Genomic DNA, 18,657 nt, shown 5'->3' with positions numbered 1-18,657 from the left:
TCAGCTCGCGGCTGTCATCTGCCGATCAACCAGCTCCAGCAACTGCGCCAGCGATTCACTGCCGGCCGGCTCGCAATGCAGCAGGCCGATCCGGAAATCGAACTGCGCTTCGAGGATCGGATTCGCCGACAACTCTGCGACCGCGGCCTGCAGGCGGCGGCGGATCACGTCCACTTCGCCGTACGAATCCGGCGCCAGGATCGCGAAGCTGTCGTCGCCGATGCGGGCGACGATGTCGGTGGTGCGAAAGCTCTTGCGCAGGATCATTGAAGCCAGCGAGATCAGCGCGTCGCTGGCGGCAGAGCCCAGGCGCTCGTTGACGCCGCCCAGGCCGTCGAGCCCGATGCAGACCAGGGTGCAGGACGAACCGCGCCGCCGCGCGCGCAGCAATTCCGGTTCGGCCTGCGCGTCGAAACCGTTGCGATTCAGCAGCCCGGTGAGGTTGTCGGTGATCGTCTGCCGATGGGCGACCTCGTGCTGGCGAACGCGCTCGGTGTCGTCCTCGGCCAAGCCGCCGACGTAGCGCTGGCCAGCGGCGTCATGGAACGGGAAACGGGTGACCCGCCAGATCAACTCGCGGCCATCGCGGCCGATCATCGTTTCGATGCTGTGCCGCGGCGCATGGCCGCCAAGCACGTCCAGATCGAGCGCGCGGATGCGCTGCGCTTCCGCTTCGGGAAACAGTTCGAAATCGCTCTTGTCGAGCGCCGCGCTTTCGTCGACGCCGAATTGCTCGAACCAGTGGCGATTGGCCCAGACCAGCCGGCCGCGTTCGTCCTTGAGCCAGGCGAGCTGAGCGCTGCCATCCATGAACGCCTGCATCAGCAGGCCATGGCGGCTGAACCGCTCGCTGCTTTCGACCGTGGCATGGGCGAGAGCCAGTGCTTCGCGTAGCCGCGCGACCTCCGTCGGTGCGATCGGCGCCTCATCGCCAGCAGCGGTTGTTCCTGAAGATTGCGACATCACGATTTCTCTATTGGGAGCATGGCCGGCGATGCCGGCACAACTGCAGACGGCGCGAGTGTGGGCGGCGTTGATGACGGTTGACAGTGATCAATTCTCGTTGGCCGACCGAAGGTAGAGCTGCGCGGAAGCTCGGTTTGACGCGCCGTTTCGCGTCGGAAATCTGTCGCCATTCCGCCTGATTACAGGGGTTTTCGCGTGCTCCCGCCGTGGAACAGGTCTTGCTCGAACGCTGGCAGACCAGCCCTCAAGTGCTGCCTAGCCCAAGGTGAAGATGGATGAACACGATCGACGTCAGCCAGGTGCTTTCCCAGATTCGCGCACTGCAGACGCAGGCGACGAATCGCCCGTCGGCGCCGCTGGCCACGGAGGCCGGCAGCGAGGCCGCCGGCGGTTTCGGCGCCATGCTGAAATCGTCGATCGACTCGGTTGGAAGCCTCCAGAACAAGGCCAGCGAGCTGCAGAAGAAGTTCGAGCTGGGCGATCCGAACACCGATCTCGCCAGCGTGATGCTCGCCACCTCCAAATCCCAGGTCTCGTTCAAGGCCATGGTCGAAGTTCGCAACCGTCTGGTATCTGCCTACCAAGACGTCATGAACATGCCGCTGTGATCACAAGAATCTAAACGACCATGGCTGACATCGCCCTTCCCGCGGGATTCGCTTCCCGCAAGCTCCAGGATCTTCCGGCGGTACGCCAGCTGATGGCGATCGCCGGTATCGCGCTGGCGATCGCCGCCGGCATCACCCTGTTCTTCTGGGCGCAGAAGCCGAACCAGGCGCCGCTGTACCCCAACCTTGGCGAGAAGGATTCCGCCGAAGTGGCTGATGCGCTGCGCGCCGCCGGCATCGAATTCAAGCTTGATGGCGCGAGCGGCAGCGTCACCGTGCCGGCCGACAAGGTTCACGAAGCGCGCCTGCGTCTGGCTTCGCAGGGGCTGCCGAAAGGTTCATCGCTGGGCATGGAGATGATTCGCGAGGAACAGGGCTTCGGCACCAGCCAGTTCATCGAAACTGCGCGCTATCAGCTGGCCCTGGAAACCGAGCTGTCGCGGACCATCGGCAGCCTGATGTCGGTCAAGAGCTCGCGCGTCCATCTGGCCTTGCCGAAGCCTTCGGCGTTTGCCCGCTCGCGCGATCAGGCCAGCGCGTCGGTGCTGCTGGAGCTGCATCCGGGCCGCCAGCTTGAAGCCGGGCAGGTGGCGTCGATCGTCCACATGGTGGCGTCGAGCGTGCCGAACCTGCAGCCCTCGGCCGTCACGGTGATCGATCAGTACGGCCATCTGCTGACTGGGGACGGCAACAATAGCGAGGCCGATGCTTCTTCCGAACAGTTCAGCTTTGCGCGCCGCGTGGAAGCCGATTACGTGCGCCGCATCGAACAGTTGCTGGCGCCGATGATGGGCGCAGGCCGGGTCAGCGCCCAGGTCTCGGCCGACGTCGATTTCAGCGTCACCGAAGAAGCGCGCGAAGCCTACAACCCGAACCCGCAGGCGATCCGCAGCGAGCAGACCAGCGAGGAGGCGACGCGCAATGGTGCCGGCGGTGCCGCCCAGGGCATCCCGGGCGCCACCTCCAACCAGCCGCCGAATCCCACGCAGGCCGTGCCGTTGAACACGGTCAATGGCGCGCCGGTTCCGGGTGCTCCGGCAACAGCGGTCGCCAGCACGGCTGCGAGCACCACGCCGACCACCGAAACCCGTTCGGCCACCCGCAATTTCGAGCTCGACAAGACCATCAGCCATACCCGCAAATCGCCGGGCAAGGTGCAGCGGCTGTCGGTCGCCGTGCTGGTCGACAATCTGCCGAAGGCCAACGACAAGGGTGTGCTGGTGCCGACCGCGCTGACCGATGCCGAGATCGCCAAGGTGCAGGCGCTGGTTCGTGAAGCAGTCGGCTTCGACGAGAAGCGCGGCGACACCGTGACCGTGCAGAACGCCGCCTTCATGCCCAATGAAGCGCTGGCACCGATCGCCCCGCTGCCGATCTGGCAGCAGCCGGAAATGCGCGACTACGCACGCCAGGGTCTTGGCGCACTCGTGGTGCTGCTGATCGCGCTGCTGGTGGTGCGGCCGATGCTGAAAAGCCTGATGTCGCCATCGGCACCACGCACGGTCGATGCCGTGCTGGAACAGATGGCCGAGCGCAAGGCGCAGCTCGCGGTCGGTGGCGAGATGACCGGCGAAGTGCTCGGCGATCGCCTGAGCCTGAGCAGCGCGCCGGAAGTACCGAAGGTATACGAACAGAAGCTGGTGCAGGCCCGCGCTGCGGTGGCCCAGGATCCGAAGCGGGTCGCGCAGCTGGTCAAGAACTGGATCGGTAGCGAAGGATGAGCGCGGTCATGAAAAACGACATTCCGGGACCTGAGCGCGCGGCGATCCTGCTGATGTCGCTCGGCGAAGCCGAAGCTGCCGAAGTGCTCCGGCACATGGGCGCCAAGGACGTGCAGAAGGTTGGCCAGGCGATGGCGGTGCTGACCAACGTCTCGCGCGAGCGCGCCACCGAAGTGCTGGAGAACTTCGTCACCGAACTCGATACCCAGACCAGCCTCGGTGTCGGCGCCGATGACTACGTGCGACGCGTGCTGGTAGGCGCGCTCGGCGAGGACAAGGCTTCCGGCCTGATCGATCGAATCCTGCTCGGCCGCAACTCCAAGGGCCTGGAGGCGCTGAAGTGGATGGAGACTCGCGCGGTCGCCGATCTGGTGCGCAACGAGCATCCGCAGATCGTCGCCATCGTGCTCGCCTATCTCGATCCCGATCAGGCCGCCGAAGTGGTACTGCAGTTGCCGGAGCGGATGCGCAGCGACGTGCTGATGCGCATCGCCAAGCTCGACGGCATCCAGCCGGCCGCACTCAAGGAACTCGACGAGATCATGGAACGCCAGTTCTCCGGTGGCTCCAATCTGAAGTCCTCGAGCGTCGGCGGCGTCAAGGTCGCGGCGAGCATCCTGAACTTGATGGATACCGCGTCGGAAACGGCGATCGTGGCGCGGATCAGCGAAAGCGACAGCGAACTTGGCACTCGCATCCAGGACCTGATGTTCGTCTTCGACAACTTGGCCGACGTCGACGATCGCGGCATCCAGACCCTGCTCCGCGATATCCAGACCGAGCAGCTGGGCCTGGCGCTGAAGGGCGCCGATCCGAAGATCCGCGACAAGTTCCTGAAGAACATGAGCAAGCGCGCCGCCGACATGCTGGTGGAGGACATGGAAGCCAAAGGCCCGGTGCGGCTCGCCGATGTCGAATCGGCGCAGAAGGAAATCCTCGCCGTGGCGCGCCGTCTCGGTGACGCCGGCGAGATCATGCTGGGCGGCAAGGGCGAATCCTTCGTCTGATGTCGAACCCACAGGGCTACTGGAGCGCGGAAACCGTCGGCGATGCCACTCGCTGGGCGATGCCGACGTTTGCCGATCCTGCCGATTCGCCACCGCCGCCACCGCACAGCGCCGATCATCTCGATCAGCTCGAACGCACCGCCTACGAAGACGGCTATGCGCGCGGCTATGCCGAAGCGCAGGCCCAAGGTTATGCCGATGGCGCGGCGAAGATTCGTGATGCGGTCGATCGCCTGAAAGCGGTGTTCGAGCATCTGTCGCGGCCGCTGAAGGATCTCGATGGCGAAGTCGAGCGAACGATGATCGCGCTGGCGCTGGAAGTCGGTCGTCGTCTGGCGCAGACCACGCTGGTGCAGGAGCCGGCCGCGATCGCCGGCATCATCCGCGAAGCGATCGGCGCGCTGGCAGTGCCGGCCCGCGATGCCCGCATCCATCTGCACCCGGCCGATGCCGATCTGGTGCGCGATACCCTGACCCTGCCCGAGGACTACGCCGGCTGGAAGCTGGTGGCCGACAAGGAACTGATGCGCGGTGATTGCCGCATCGTCACCGACTCCGCGCAGATCGACGCCCGGCTCGATACCCGCGCCGCGTCCGTGGCCCAGGCCTTGCTCGGAGAGCGGTAATGACCGCCCTGACTGCCGCCCGTGACAGCCGCCTCGCCAAGGCTTTGACGCTGGCTGCCGACCGCGCGGCCAACTCACGCTCGGTGGTCGTCGAAGGCGTGCTGAAGCGCGTCGTCGGCCTGACCCTGGAAGCGGTCGGCTGCCAGAGCCAGATCGGCAGCCGCTGCCGCGTGGTCAACGCCGATGGCGGCATGCTCGAAGCGGAAGTGGTCGGCTTCTCCGGCGACCGCACCTATCTGATGCCGACCGGCGAGATGCACGGCCTGAAACCGAATGCCAGAGTCATCCCGATGGCGCGGATGCCGCGGGTGCCGGTCGGCGAAGGTCTGCTCGGCCGCGTGCTCGACAGCGAAGGCGAACCGCTCGATGGCCTCGGCCGTCTGGTCTGCGAACGTCGCGCGGCGACCACGACGCCGATCAATCCGCTGGCCCGCGCGCCGATCAAGGAGCCGCTCGATGTCGGCGTGCGCGCGATCAACGCGCTGCTGACCGTTGGCCGCGGTCAGCGCCTCGGCTTGTTCGCCGGCACCGGCGTCGGCAAATCGACCTTGCTCGGCATGATGACCCGCTATACGCAGGCGGACATCATCGTCGTTGGCCTGGTCGGCGAACGCGGCCGTGAAGTCCGCGATTTCATCGACAACGCGCTCGGCCCGGAAGCGCTGAAGCGCGCCGTGGTCGTCGCTACGCCTGCGGATCGTTCGCCCTTGGCGCGCGTACGCGGTGCCTGGCTGGCGACCTCGATTGCCGAGGCGTTTCGCGATCAGGGCAAGAACGTGTTGCTGCTGATGGATTCTTTAAGCCGCTATGCGCAGGCACTGCGCGAGATCGGCCTGGCCGTCGGTGAACCGCCAGCGACACGCGGCTATCCGCCCTCGGTGTTCGCGCAGTTGCCGAAGCTGGTCGAGCGCGCTGGCAATGGCTTGCCGGGCGGCGGTTCGATCACCGCGTTCTATACCGTGCTCGCCGAAGGCGATGACCAGAACGATCCGATCGTCGACGCCGCACGCGGCATTCTCGATGGCCACTTCGTGCTGAGTCGCGCGATCGCCGACGCCGGCATCTACCCGGCGCTCGACATCGAAGCCTCGATCTCCCGCGTCGCCAACGAAGTGACGCCGCTCGATCATCAGCGGCGGGTCCGCGCCTTCAAGCAGACGGTGTCGACCTACCAGCGCAATCGCGACCTGATCAACATCGGCGCCTACAAGCCGGGCACCGATCCCAAGGTCGACGCGGCAATGGCGATGTGGCCGCGCATCGAAGCCTTCCTGCGTCAGGACGTGCATGAGCCGTCGATGTTTCCGGCGTCCCACGCGGCGTTGCAGAACCTGTTCCCCGAGGTGAAGTAAGTCATGGCGCTCTCTCAGGTTCGTCTGGAATTGCTGAACCTCGTCGCCGAGCGCAACGAGGACGATGCCAAGGCCCTGCTGGCCAAGGCCCAGGCCCGGCTGGCCGAGCAGCAAGCGCTGCACGGCGAGCTGCAGCACTACCTGGAGGACTATCAGAGCCGCTTGCCCGTTCGGCCGACGCCGATGCTGCTGGAGAACCAGCGGCAGTTCTGCGGCAAGCTGGTCGAAGCGCTGAATGCGCAGCAGGCGGCCATCGACGCCGAGCAGGGCCGGGTCGCACAGGCCAACGAACGCTGGCTGGCGATGCGCCGCGAGTTGCGCATCACCGAGCACCTGCAGCAGCAAGGCGATCTCGAAGTTCGCCGGACCGAGGAAAAGGCCAGCCAGCGCGAGATGGACGAATTCGCGACGGTTCGCCACTTCGCCGCGAGCCAGCGCTCGTGAGCGCCGGCCTGTCGGCCATGCTGTCGACTTCCTCGATCGGCGGATCGCGGGCGACCGCGCGCGGCGATGCCGCGACCGAGCCGAAGGACAAGGGCTCGCCATTCGCCGATCTGCTGGGCGCTGGCCCGGCCGCTTCGAAAGCCGCTGCGAGCAAGGAAGCCAAGGCCGCGGAGGAAGACAAGAACAGCGATGACGATCGTGATGAGGCCGGCACGGCCGTGCCAGCCGACGCCGCACCGGCCTTGCCGGCCTGGCTGCAGGCGCTGCGTGTGCCGCCGCCGGTCAGCACGCTCGGCGATGCTCAGTCAGACGCTGCCGATGGCAGCGATGCTGCGCTGGCGGTGCTGGCAAGCGCGGCTGGAAGCGGTCGGCCATCGCAGCCGATTGCCGAGGTGCCGGCCTTGCCGACGAGCAGTGATGAAGCCACCGCTTTCGCTGCCGCTATTGGCGCGGGGCTCGATGCGGCGACGCCAAGCGCCGAAACCGTGTTGACGACGGCCCAGAACACCAGCCTCGACAGCGCACTGGACGCACTGGTCATCAAGGCCGACCTGCCGATCGTGCCGGTCACCGCCGTCACCGCCGAGCGCGCGCCACAAGCGATCAGCGTCACCCCGACCAGCAGCAGCGACGCAGCTTCGAGCCTGCTGGCCGCCGCACCGGGCACGGCGCTGGATGCCTATGGCGAGCCGCTGGCGCTCGATGGTCTGGACGCTGCAGTGCGTCTTGGCGAACGCCTGCGCTGGCTGAGCGAAGCCGGCGTGCAGGAAGCACGTCTGCAACTGCATCCGCGCGAACTCGGCAGCATCGATGTCCGCATCAGAGTCGAGCAGCAGACGGCCAGCGTCTGGTTCGGCGCCGATCATCCCGCCGCCCGCGCGGCGCTCGAAGCCAGCCTGCCGCAACTGCGCGAACGCATGGCTGCGGATGGGCTGCAACTGGGTCAGGCGGAGATCGGCGGCTCGGCGCAGTTCCAGTCTCAGGAGCGGGAAGCGGGCGGGCAGGGCCGCCCCGGAACGTCATCCTGGTCGGGTGCTCCCGGCAGGTTGCCGGACGAGCCGATCCCGGGACATGACCGCTTGGTCGCAGCGGTGGCCCGTCATCGCGGCTTGATCGATCGCTACGTCTGATCGTTCCTGCCGACCCCGAATCGGCCGAATCCGGCCCGATTCATGCTCGTGTTGTGGCCATTAGCGTGGTCCAACTGATCGGGATTCAAACCTATTGGCGGGCTGCGCTGTCCTAGCGATTAACGCGAGTCTGCGATCGGCCGGATTTTACGTCTCGGCGGGTCCTGCGCTTGCTCCCGCATGCAGCCCGGAGATGGCCACCCGATGGATAGACGCGACTTCCTGAAACGAACCAGCACCAGCGTTGGCGCGCTGATGCTGCCGATCTACGGCAATGCAGTGGCCGCCGAGGTACTGGCGACCCAGGCCGACAAGGCGATGCGCAAGACGCTCGCCGATACCGCGCTGAATGCCGCGACCAAGGCCGGTGCGACCTATGCCGATGCCCGCATCGGCCGCTATCTGCGCCAGTTCGTGATCACCCGCGAGACACGGGTCGAGAACGTGGTCAATACCGAATCGACCGGCATCGGCATCCGGGTGATCGTCAACGGCACTTGGGGCTTCGCGGCGACCAGCGACTTGTCCCCAGACGCAGTTGCCAAGGCCGCTCAGCAGGCTGCCGCGATCGCCAAGGCCAACTCCAAGTTCCAGACTGCGCCGGTGCAGCTGGCGCCGACCAAGGGCCTCGGTGAGGTGTCCTGGGCGACGCCGATCAAGAAGAATGCGATGGAAGTACCGATCAAGGACAAGGTCGAGCTGCTGCTGGCGGTCAACAACGCCGCGCTGAAGGCCGGCGCCGACTACATCAACTCGATGATGTTCCTGGTCAACGAGCAGAAGTATTTCGCGTCCACCGACAACTCCTATGTCGACCAGGACATCCACCGCATCTGGACGCCGATGCAGGTCACCGCGATCGACAAGAAGAGCGGCAAGTTCCGCACGCGCAGCGAGATGTCGGCACCGATGGGCATGGGCTACGAGTACCTGGATGCCAAGCCTTCCGGCAAGCTGAAACTGCCGGGTGGCGTGATCGGCTATTCAAGCTCGTACGACATGGTCGAGGACGCGATCGCCGGCGCCAAGCAGGCGCGCGCCAAGCTGACCGCGCGTTCGGTGAAGCCGGGCAAATACGATCTGGTGCTCGATCCTTCGCATCTCTGGCTGACCATCCACGAATCGGTCGGCCATCCGCTGGAACTCGATCGCGTGCTCGGTTACGAGGCGAACTACGCCGGCACCAGCTTCGCCACGCTCGACAAGTGGAAGCAGAAGGACTTCAAGTACGGCAGCCCGGCCGTGACCCTGTTCGCCGACAAGATCCAGCCGACCACGCTAGGCGCGGTGGGTTACGACGATGAAGGCGTGACCACCAAGCGCTGGGATCTGGTCAAGGACGGCGTGCTGGTCAACTATCAGGCGATCCGCGATCAGGCCTACATCATCGGCGAGAAGGAATCGCAGGGCTGCTGCTATGCCGATTCCTGGCAGAGCGTGCAGTTCCAGCGCATGGCCAATGTCTCGCTGGCGCCGGGCAAGGCCAAGCTCGGTGTAGAAGAGATGATCAAGGACGTCGAGAACGGCATCTACATCATCGGCGACGGCTCGTTCTCCATCGATCAGCAGCGCTACAACGCGCAGTTCGGCGGCCAGCTGTTCTACGAGATCAAGGACGGCAAGATCACCGAGCAGATCGAGGACGTGGCTTACCAGATGCGGACGCCGGAATTCTGGGGTGCCTGTGCGGCGATCTGCGATGACAGCGATTACCGTTTCGGCGGTTCCTTCTTCGATGGCAAGGGCCAGCCTTCGCAGGTATCGGCGGTGTCGCACGGGTCTTCGACGACCCGGTTCAACGGCATCAATGTCATCAACACCGCGCGCAGCCTCGGCTAAGGACAACTCACGAACATGAGCATCTATACGGAAGCACAGGCCAAGGCGATTCTCGACAAGGTCATCAAGCTGTCGAAGGCCGACGAATGCACGGCGACCCTGGACGGATCGGTGGCCGGCAACATCCGCTACGCGCGGAATTCGGTATCGACCAGCGGCATTGTCAGCAACTGCGAACTGGCGGTAAGAGTCGCGTTCGGCAAGAAGGTGGGCACGGCGACGATCAACGAGTTCGATGACGCGGCACTGGCCAAGGTCGTCAAGCGCGCCGAAGACCTGGCCCGTCTGGCGCCGGACAATCCGGAGTTCATCGCGGCGATCGGCAAGCAGGACTACAAGCCGACACCCACGTTCGACGCCGCCACTGCGGCGATCACGCCGGAGTATCGCGCCCAGGTAGCGGCCGACAGCATCACGCCGTCCAAGGCCGGCAAGCTGGTCGCCGCCGGTTTCTTCAGCGATTCGGTGCGCTTTTCGGCCGTCGCCAACTCGAAGGGCAACTTCGGCTACCAGCAGGCCACCAATGTCGATTTCACCTGCACCGTGCGCACTGAAGACGCCCGTGGTTCGGGCTGGGTGGCGCGCAATGTTTCCGATGTCGGAACGTTCAGCGCCAAGAGCGACATCCAGACGGCGATCGCGAAAGCACAGAAGTCGGTCGATGCCAAGGCCCTGGAGCCGGGCAAGTACACGGTGGTCCTCGAACCGGCGGCGAGCGCCGGGATGCTCACCTACATGATGCAGGGCTTCGATGCCCGCTCGGCCGACGAAGGCCGCAGCTTCCTGACCAAGAAGGGCGGCGGCAATCGCCTTGGAGAAAAGGTTTTCGACGAGAAGGTCACGCTGTTCGCCGATCCGCTGCATCCCGGTGCTGCCGTGCTGCCCTGGGACGAAGACGGCCTGCCGCGCGAACGCATGCCGATCATCACCAACGGCAAGGTCGACAGCCTGCAGTACTCGCGCTACTGGGCGCAGCTGAAGAAGGCCAAGGCGATCGGCCAGCCGGGCAATCTGATCATGGTCGGCGGCACCAAATCGACGATGGATCTGGTCAAGTCGACCAAGAAAGGCATCCTTGTCACTCGCACCTGGTACATCCGCTCGGTGGACCCGCAGACGGTGCTGCTGACTGGCCTGACCCGCGACGGCACCTTCTACATCGAGAACGGCGAGATCAAGTATCCGATCAAGAATTTCCGCTGGAACGAGTCGCCGGTGATCATGCTCAACAACGTCGACGAGTTCGGCAAACCGGAACGAGTGGGTGATGACGAGTCACCGTTCGTGATGCTGATTCCGCCGATGAAGATTCGCGAGTTCACGTTCACCTCGCTTTCCGACGCGGTATAGCTTGGGCATGGCAACGGCATCCGCTGGCGTTTACGACTTCTGGTTCACGAGGCTGCAGTACGAGTCCGGCAACTGGGATGTCGATCAGCGGATGCCGTCGAACATCATCGATACCTTGCTGCAGTACACGACGCTGAGAGTGGACCCGGAAGAGAAGGTCATTCCGCTCGCTGATCCGCGCATGCTGACCGCGCCGTTCGTCTACATCGCCGGCAACAAGCTGGTGGAGTTCACGCCGGACGAACGCAGGAATTTCGAGGCCTATGTCCGCAACGGCGGCTTCGTGTTCGCCGACGACTGCAATCACGATATCGACGGCCTGTTCGCGAAAAGCTTCGAGCGGCAAATGGAGTCGATCTTCGGTACGGAGTCCCTGAAGAAGCTGCCGAAAACGCACGCCGTGTACTCCAGTTTCTTCAGCTTCGACGGGCCGCCTGCCAACAGCATCGAGCTGAACGGCTGGGGCGACGATCTGGTGCACGACTATCTGAAAGGCATCGAGATTAACGGCCGCCTCGGCCTGCTGTACAGCAACAAGGATTACGGCTGCGAATGGGATTACGACTGGCGCAACAAGCGTTTCAACGCCGAGGACAACACCAAGTTCGCGGTGAATATCGTGGTCTATGCGCTGACTGCCTGATTGTTCTTCCGTAGGGTGGGCAGGCTTCATCTGCCCACCGATTCGCAACCGTTCGACCGTGACGCGCGTGTGGGCAAGTGAAGCCTGCCCACCCTACGAATACCTTCAACCCGCTGCCAACATGCCCGACATCTCCCTGTTGACCGAAGCCGCCATCACCACCCAGCTCGCTGCACTGGCCGAAGTCCGCAAGGCCATTGCCCGGGTCATCGTCGGTCAGGATGCGGTCGTCGAGCAGCTGCTGGTCGGCTTGCTTGCGGGTGGTCATTGCCTGCTCGAAGGTGTGCCCGGCCTCGGCAAGACCTTGCTGGTGCGCTCGCTGTCACAGGCGCTGAAGCTCGATTTCCGGCGCATCCAGTTCACACCGGATCTGATGCCGAGCGACATCCTCGGCACCGAAATCCTCGAAGAAGATCACGGCACCGGCCGGCGCAGTTTCAAGTTCCAGAAAGGCCCGGTGTTCACCAACCTGCTGCTCGCCGACGAGCTGAACCGCACGCCGCCGAAGACCCAGGCCGCACTCCTCGAAGCGATGCAGGAGCACACGGTTTCCTACGCCGGCACGACCTGGGCACTGCCCGAGCCGTTCTTCGTGCTGGCCACCCAGAACCCGCTCGAACAGGCTGGCACCTATCCGCTGCCGGAAGCGCAGCTCGATCGCTTCCTGCTGCACATCCGCGTCGACTACCCAAGCGAAGTCGAAGAGCGCGCGATCATCAGCCAGACCACCGGCGCTGCCGGTCAGGCGATCAGCGCGGCCATGAGCGGCGACGAAGTTCTGGCGTTGCAGAAGCTCACTCGCGACGTACCGTTGAGCGATGACTTGCTCGGCTGGATCGCCCGGCTGGTGCGTGCGACCAGACCGCAGGACACCACAGTGCCGCAAGTCCGCGAATGGCTGCGCTGGGGTGCGGGGCCGCGCGCTGGCCAGTCGCTGGCACTGGCCGCGAAGGCGAGGGCCCTGCTGCACGGCCGCTACGCGGTGACTCGTGAAGACGTACGCGAACTCGCCGGCCCGGTGCTGCGTCATCGCCTGCTGCTGTCGTTCGCGGCGGAAGCCGAGGCGCGGACTGCGGATGAGGTGGTGGCAGCGGTGCTGGAAGCGCTGCCCGCGCCGTAGGTCCGGATCGCTCCGGACCGAACGATGAGCAGCCTGATCCCGCCCAAAGTCCGTGCTCGCCTGAAAAGCCTGCGCATCAGCAGCCGCCTGACGCCGAACGGTCAAGGTCTGGGCCTGCACACCGGGCGCGGACGTGGCGCCGGGCTCGAGTTCGCGCAGTACCGCGCCTACGGCCAGGGCGATGAGCCGCGCCAGATCGACTGGAAGCTGTATGCCCGTTCGGACCGCTACTTCGTCCGCGACGCGACCCGCGACAGCCCCTTGAGCGTCTGGCTGGTCATCGACACCTCGGCATCGATGGCGCAGGCCGATCCCGAACGTCCCGATTACGCGCGCATCGACGCAGCCCGGATCATCGCTGCCTGCATCGCCGAACGTGCCGTGCAGCAGGGCGACAGCGTCGGTCTGATCACCGTCGGTGGCCGAAGCACGCAAGGCCTGCCGGCCGCGCCCGGCGTTCGGCACCGCGATCGCCTGCTGTTGCTGCTCGCTGGCCTGGTCGCCGACGGTCGCGATGGCGCGAGAGCCACCCCGCCACTCCTGTCCGCGCAGATCGCCGCGGATGCGCTGGTGATTGTGATCAGCGACGGCTTCGACGACAGCCTCGCCGAGTCCTGCGAACGCCTCGCCGCCGCTCGCCGCGACGTGCGTGCGATCCGCATCCTCACGGTCGGCGAAACTGAATTCACGTTCCAGGGCAGCCAACGCTTCATCGATCCGGAAAGCGGCCGCGAACGCACGCTCGATGCCGATGCTGCCCGCAGCGGCTTTCTCGATCGCTTCGGCACCGCACGTCGCGAACTGTTGCGACGGCTTGCGCGTCACGGCGTCACCGGCGTCGAACACCTGCTCGATGAGCCGGCCGATGTGCCGCTGCACAAGCTGTTCGCAGCACGAGGCCGGAGCGCGTGATCAGCTTCGCCGCAGCGTTCGGCTGGCTGGCGCTGGCCGCGCTGGCCATCCCTATCGCGATCCACCTGATTCGCCGCCGCGCCGCTCGCGATGTTCCGTTCGCTGCGCTGGCATGGCTGGCCGCCCGCACGCCACCGCGCCGGCAATGGCGACTCGATGATCGCTGGCTGCTCGCGGTGCGACTGCTGCTGATCGCCTTGCTGGCCGCACTGCTCGCTGAGCCTCTGTGGCGTTCGAACGAAGCGGCCGATGCGGCTGCGGTCTACGTCGCGCCAGGCCTTGACGCGAACGCGGCGCGGGCGGCCGTCGACGCGCCCTTGGCGGACTGGCACTGGCTTGCCGCGGGTACTCCATCGCTCGATCAACCCGCGCCTGCGGCTGATCTGCACGAGCTGCAAAGCCTGATCCGCGAACTGGATCGCGAACTGCCAGCGGGAACGAAACTGAGCATCGTCGTCCCGGCCGAACTCGCCGGGCTCGACGGCGAACGCTTGCGCATCGGTCGTGATGTCGTCTGGCGTTCGCTGCCGGTGGCTGCGGCTACTCCGGAACTTGCACCCGCTGCGCAGCCATTCCGCATCGCGATCCGAACCGCGTCCGACGCGCCGGCAGCCGCCAGCGTTGCACGCGCGCTGACCGCTGCCTGGCAGGCCGCAGGCATTGCGATTGAAGTCGACGACCAGGCACTTGGCACCCCGATTCCGAGAGGCAGCAACTTGTTGATCGTCTCCGGCAACAAGCTCGACGAAGCAACGCAGGCACTCGTCAGCAAAGGCTTGAACCTGCTGCTCGGCGATCCGGAAACGAAGACGGTCGAGGTATTGCTGCGCGATGCCGACGGTCAGCCGTTGCTGCGCCGGCAAGCGGAGCATGTCTACGCGCTTGCAGGCCCGCTGGATCCGGTCGCCTGGCCGGCGTTGCGCGATTCGCAACTGCCGGCGGCTTTGCTGAAGCTGCTGCGTCCCGCCGTGTCGCCGCCGGATCGCGCACCAGCGGCGAGCGTTGCACCGCTGCGGGCCGCAGTGGATTCCGCGGGCCCGGCAACGTCGTTGACGCCGTGGTTGGTGCTGGCGATTGCGCTGTTGTGGCTGATCGAGCGTCTGCTGGCGACACGACGGCGGAGCGACGCATGAGCACTGATCCTGCGCTGATCCGGCAGCTTGCCCGCTTGTGCCACGCCGCCAGCATGCGGGCGGTGCTGATCGATGTCGCGGCCGTACTGCCGCTCGCTGCCGGTTTCGCAGTGCTGAGCTTTTCGCTGGCCGGCTGGACGCCAGCCTGTGCATTGCTGATCGCGGCAACGCTCGCATTGATTGCCTCGGCGATCCGCCACGCGCGGCGTCACGATCAAGGCTGGGTATTGCGCAAACTCGATGCAGCCTGCCCGAGCTTCGAGGACAGCAGCGCGCTCGCCTTGCAGCCGAAGCTGCCATCCGGCCCGCTGGCCGCGCTTCAGCAAGCGCGGATTCGCGTCCGGATGGCGCATCTTTTGGTGAGCGCAGCGCCTGATCTGCGCGCGTCGTGGCCGCGTCGTCGTCTGCAAGGTCTTTGGCTCATCGGACTTGCGTTGATCGCTTTCGCGCTGTTGCTGCCGAGCTTGCGCGCGGTGCTGCCGGCGTCCGAGTTGTCGGCAACCAGTGCGCAGCCGCTCAGCGGGCAAGGCACCCAGCTCGCGGCGATCCGCCTCGCGATCACGCCGCCGACTTATACCGAGCTGCCATCGCGAAAGATCGACACGCTGGATGCCAAGCTGCCTGCTGGAAGCCAGGTCGAATGGCTGCTGAAGCTCGATCGCGACGCTGATGGTGTTGCGCTGAGCTTCCACGATGGCTCGCGGCTGGACCTGGCTCGCGATGGTGAGTTGTGGCGCGGTACGCGGGTGATCGACTCGGCCACGCTGTACCGGATCGAACTGCGTGGCGCCGCGGCACTCGCCGATGATCGCGGCTACCGGCTCGATGTGATTGCCGATCAGCCGCCGGCGATCGTCGTCCGCGAGCCGGCGCAGACCCTGACGGTGATCCATGCCGCGCAGGCCGAGTGGCACTTAAGCTTCGAAGCGAAGGACGATTACGGTCTCGGCGATGCCGAACTGAGCTTGAGCCTGGCGCAGGGCGCGGGCGATCAGCTGAAGGTCACCGAGCAGCGCATCAAGCTCGAAGGTGACGGCGATGGGCGCAGCCGCCGTTATCGCCAACGCCTTGATCTGGCCAAGCTCGGCTATGCGCAGGGTGATGATCTGATCGTGCGGCTGACGGTCGCCGATCGCCGCCAGCCCGAAGCACAGCAAAGCGTCAGCACCAGCCTGATCCTGCGCTGGCCGGCTGATGGCGGCAGCTTGAGCGAGGGCATGGAAGGCCTGGTGCAGAAGGTGGCGCCGGCCTATTTCCGCAGCCAGCGGCAGATCATCATCGACAGCGAAGCGCTGCTCGCGCAGCACGCCACCCTGAGTCCGCAACGCTACGCCCGCGATGCCGATGCGCTCGGCGTCGACCAGAAGATCCTGCGTCTGCGCTATGGCGAATTCCTTGGCGAGGAGTTCGAGAACGGCGCGCCGCATGACGACGAACATCAGCCGGAGAAGGCTGCGCCCGACGGCCTTGGCCATGCCGAAGACGTGCTCGCCGAGTTCGGCCACGAGCACAACGAATCCGAAGCCGCGACTTTGATGGACCCCGAGACCAAGCGCCTGCTCCGCGATGCGCTGAACGAGATGTGGCAGGCCGAGCTGCAACTACGTCAGGCCAAGCCTGGCGAAGCATTGCCTTACGAGTACAAGGCGCTGGCACTGATCAAGCAACTGCAGCAGGCCGAGCGCATCTATCTCGCGCGCAGTGGCCTGGAGCTGCCACCGTTCGATGCCACGCGACGCCTGAGCGGCGAGCGCGAGGGGCTGAGCGATCGCAGCCGCGTGCTCGATCCGCGCAGCGATGACGGCTCGCCGCTGCCGGCGCTGCTGCGCCAGCTCAATGGCTCGGCGCGCGTCGATCCCGCGCCGCTGCTGGCCTGGGTGAAGGCGCATCCGGAGACGCCCGATCCGCTTGGCCTGCTCGCCGATGCCGACAGCCTGCAGCGGCAGCCGGATTGCGCACCCTGCCGCCGCGCGCTGGCGGCGCGGCTGTGGCCGCTGTTGCCGGCGCCGCCGGCCGCAGTCGACGCGCGTCGATTGCCAGACGCTGCTGGACAGGCCTGGCTCGATGGCTTGAGCGGAGCGCGGCGATGAGCGCCACGCTGCTGCTGATTGCATCTGCGACGGTCCTTGGCTTGTGGCGCGCGCATCGCAAAGGCTGGCGCGATCCGGCGTTCTGGCTGCAGCCAGTCGCTGCGGTGTTTTTGGCGATGACGGTGTTGCCACCGTCGATCCCGGTCGATGGCTCGACCTTGACCGTGCTGACGCCGGGCGCCAGCACTGAACAACTGCGCGCGCTGCCGTGGTTCACGCCGCTGGCCGCGCTGCCGGGTACCGATGCGCCGCTGCGTGCAGACGCAGCGCGCGATCTGGCGGCCGCGCTGCGTCAGCATTCGCAGGTGACTGCATTACGAATCATCGGCAACGGCTTGCCGCCACGCGATCAAGCGGCCGTCGGCGAACGCGCGCTGCGCTTCGATGCGGCGTCTGAATTCGGCATCGTCGCGCTCGATGCGCCGTCGACGGCGAAGCTCGGCACTCAGATCGTCATCGGCGGTCGCGTCGCGAAGCCGGGCTTGCGGGTCGCACTGCACGATCCTTCCGGTGCGCAGACCGATGTCGCGACGCTGGACGGCGAGGGCGGCTTCAGGCTGTCGACCGTCGCCCGTGCGGCAGGCGCGGTGCAGTTCGAGCTCCGCGCTTTCGATGCCGCCGACCGGTTGATCGACAAGGCGGCGGTGCCGCTGATCGTCACCGCGGGCGAGCGCTTGTCCGTGCGTTATCGCGCTGGCACGCCGGACGCTGATGCCAAATATTGGCGGCGCTGGGCACAGGACGCCGGGCTGACCGTGGCCTATCGCGCCGGCCTGAGTGCAGGCGTGCAGCTGTCCGCCGACGATGCCGCTCTGACGCCGGATGCCTTGGCGACCAGCGATCTGGTGGTGATCGATGATCGGGCCTGGCTGCAACTTGCAGCCGACGAAAAGGCCGCACTGCTCGCTGCAGTCGAGCGCGGGCTCGGGCTGTTACTCAAGGCCAGCGGCCCGCTCGATGCCGCCGTCGCGGCGGACTGGGCCACGCTTGGTTTTGTAACCACGCCGCTCGATGCACCTGCATCGCTGACGCTCGATCGTCGGCTGGCGATGCGCGAGCGTGCCGACTTCACCGCCGCACCGGTCACGATCAACGAAGCGGCAGACCTCACCCCGCTGCTGCGTGCCGACGATGGCGCGCTGCTCGCCGCCTGGCGTGCGCAAGGCGCCGGCAGGATTGCAGTCTGGCGGCTGCTCGACAGCTATCGGCTGGTGCTGGCTGGCGAGGCCGCACGCTATGCCGCGCTGTGGGGCGACACGCTCGCGCAACTCAGCCGGCCGCTGCGGTCGCCTCCGGCGGGGCCACAGTTGCCAAGCGAGGCTTGGGTGGATGAGCGCGCAACATTTTGCGGCCTGGGCTCAGCAGCGAGCCTGCTGTCGCCCGATGGCAACACTCGGCAGCTGAGTATTCGAGTCGATGGCTGCGCGGCGGCCTGGCCGGGCGAGTCCGGCTGGCATTCGCTGCAGACCGGCGCCGATAGCTGGCCGATGTTCGTGCGCGCTGCCGACGATGCCCGTGGCCTGCGGGCGAATCGCGATCGTGTAGCGACGCTACGTCTGCAGCGGGAGCCGACGGCAGATGCGGCACCGGTTCGCATCGAGGCACCGCTGCCACGCTGGCCGTGGTTCCTCGTCTGGCTGATCGTCGTCAGCTTGCTGTGGTGGCGCGAGCGCCGTTAGGCGCCGGCAAGAACACGCCAATCAGGAGTGCGGGGAC

At 66.0% G+C, this 18,657-nt stretch carries 16 protein-coding genes; 15 read left to right on the top strand and 1 reads right to left on the bottom strand.

The window, feature by feature from the left end:
* A complete protein-coding gene (locus G513_RS24980) occupies nt 1-963 on the bottom strand; it encodes a GGDEF domain-containing protein (RefSeq protein WP_022977295.1) in 963 nt (320 codons plus the stop codon).
* 278 nt (nt 964-1,241) lie between these two features.
* Between G513_RS24980 and fliE the strand changes: the two genes are divergently transcribed.
* The 15 genes from fliE (at nt 1,242) to G513_RS0112985 (ending at nt 18,620) form a co-directional block, all read left to right on the top strand.
* Nucleotides 1,242-1,574 carry a flagellar hook-basal body complex protein FliE gene (fliE, locus tag G513_RS0113055; RefSeq protein WP_022977294.1) on the top strand — a complete coding sequence of 111 codons (333 nt, stop codon included), beginning with the start codon at nt 1,242-1,244 and terminating at the stop codon, nt 1,572-1,574.
* 20 nt (nt 1,575-1,594) lie between these two features.
* Nucleotides 1,595-3,295, top strand: coding sequence for a flagellar basal-body MS-ring/collar protein FliF (fliF, locus tag G513_RS0113050; protein WP_022977293.1), 1,701 nt, complete (start codon nt 1,595-1,597; stop codon nt 3,293-3,295).
* A 20-nt stretch (nt 3,296-3,315) separates the two neighbouring features.
* Nucleotides 3,316-4,302, top strand: a complete 987-nt coding sequence (gene fliG, locus G513_RS0113045; protein ID WP_028475503.1) for a flagellar motor switch protein FliG — start codon at nt 3,316-3,318, stop codon at nt 4,300-4,302.
* On the top strand, nt 4,302-4,928 hold the full coding sequence (locus G513_RS0113040; RefSeq protein WP_022977291.1) for a FliH/SctL family protein: 627 nt from the start codon (nt 4,302-4,304) through the stop codon (nt 4,926-4,928). Before fliG ends, G513_RS0113040 begins: the two co-directional genes overlap by 1 nt.
* Nucleotides 4,928-6,280 (top strand): flagellar protein export ATPase FliI, encoded by a 1,353-nt coding sequence (gene fliI, locus G513_RS0113035; protein ID WP_022977290.1) that lies wholly within the window; start codon nt 4,928-4,930, stop codon nt 6,278-6,280. Before G513_RS0113040 ends, fliI begins: the two co-directional genes overlap by 1 nt.
* A gap of 3 nt (nt 6,281-6,283) precedes the next feature.
* Nucleotides 6,284-6,724, top strand: coding sequence for a flagellar export protein FliJ (locus G513_RS0113030; protein ID WP_022977289.1), 441 nt, complete (start codon nt 6,284-6,286; stop codon nt 6,722-6,724).
* A complete protein-coding gene (locus tag G513_RS0113025; protein WP_022977288.1) occupies nt 6,721-7,854 on the top strand; it encodes a flagellar hook-length control protein FliK in 1,134 nt (377 codons plus the stop codon). The genes G513_RS0113030 and G513_RS0113025 overlap by 4 nt, the downstream gene beginning before the upstream one ends.
* A 204-nt stretch (nt 7,855-8,058) precedes the next feature.
* Nucleotides 8,059-9,693 (top strand): TldD/PmbA family protein, encoded by a 1,635-nt coding sequence (locus G513_RS0113020; protein WP_022977287.1) that lies wholly within the window; start codon nt 8,059-8,061, stop codon nt 9,691-9,693.
* A 15-nt stretch (nt 9,694-9,708) separates the two neighbouring features.
* A complete protein-coding gene (locus G513_RS0113015; protein WP_022977286.1) occupies nt 9,709-11,043 on the top strand; it encodes a TldD/PmbA family protein in 1,335 nt (444 codons plus the stop codon).
* Between the two features lie 7 nt (nt 11,044-11,050).
* Entirely contained in the window at nt 11,051-11,686 is a 636-nt protein-coding gene (locus G513_RS0113010) for a DUF4159 domain-containing protein (RefSeq protein ID WP_022977285.1), read from the top strand.
* A gap of 121 nt (nt 11,687-11,807) precedes the next feature.
* Nucleotides 11,808-12,806: an AAA family ATPase gene (locus G513_RS0113005; protein WP_033417702.1), complete on the top strand. Its 999-nt coding sequence runs from the start codon at nt 11,808-11,810 to the stop codon at nt 12,804-12,806.
* Between the two features lie 24 nt (nt 12,807-12,830).
* On the top strand, nt 12,831-13,718 hold the full coding sequence (locus G513_RS0113000) for a DUF58 domain-containing protein (RefSeq protein ID WP_022977283.1): 888 nt from the start codon (nt 12,831-12,833) through the stop codon (nt 13,716-13,718).
* Nucleotides 13,715-14,851 carry a BatA domain-containing protein gene (locus G513_RS0112995; RefSeq protein ID WP_022977282.1) on the top strand — a complete coding sequence of 379 codons (1,137 nt, stop codon included), beginning with the start codon at nt 13,715-13,717 and terminating at the stop codon, nt 14,849-14,851. The genes G513_RS0113000 and G513_RS0112995 overlap by 4 nt, the downstream gene beginning before the upstream one ends.
* Nucleotides 14,848-16,941: a hypothetical protein gene (locus G513_RS0112990; RefSeq protein WP_022977281.1), complete on the top strand. Its 2,094-nt coding sequence runs from the start codon at nt 14,848-14,850 to the stop codon at nt 16,939-16,941. The genes G513_RS0112995 and G513_RS0112990 overlap by 4 nt, the downstream gene beginning before the upstream one ends.
* Nucleotides 16,938-18,620 carry a hypothetical protein gene (locus tag G513_RS0112985; protein ID WP_022977280.1) on the top strand — a complete coding sequence of 561 codons (1,683 nt, stop codon included), beginning with the start codon at nt 16,938-16,940 and terminating at the stop codon, nt 18,618-18,620. Before G513_RS0112990 ends, G513_RS0112985 begins: the two co-directional genes overlap by 4 nt.
* Nucleotides 18,621-18,657: the final 37 nt, after the last annotated feature.

The sequence above is a fragment of the Nevskia ramosa DSM 11499 genome (assembly GCF_000420645.1).
Taxonomy (GTDB): Bacteria; Pseudomonadota; Gammaproteobacteria; order Nevskiales; family Nevskiaceae; genus Nevskia; species Nevskia ramosa.
The sequence above is the reverse complement of the archived record's forward strand: the minus strand, read 5'-3'. Positions and strand labels throughout refer to the sequence as shown.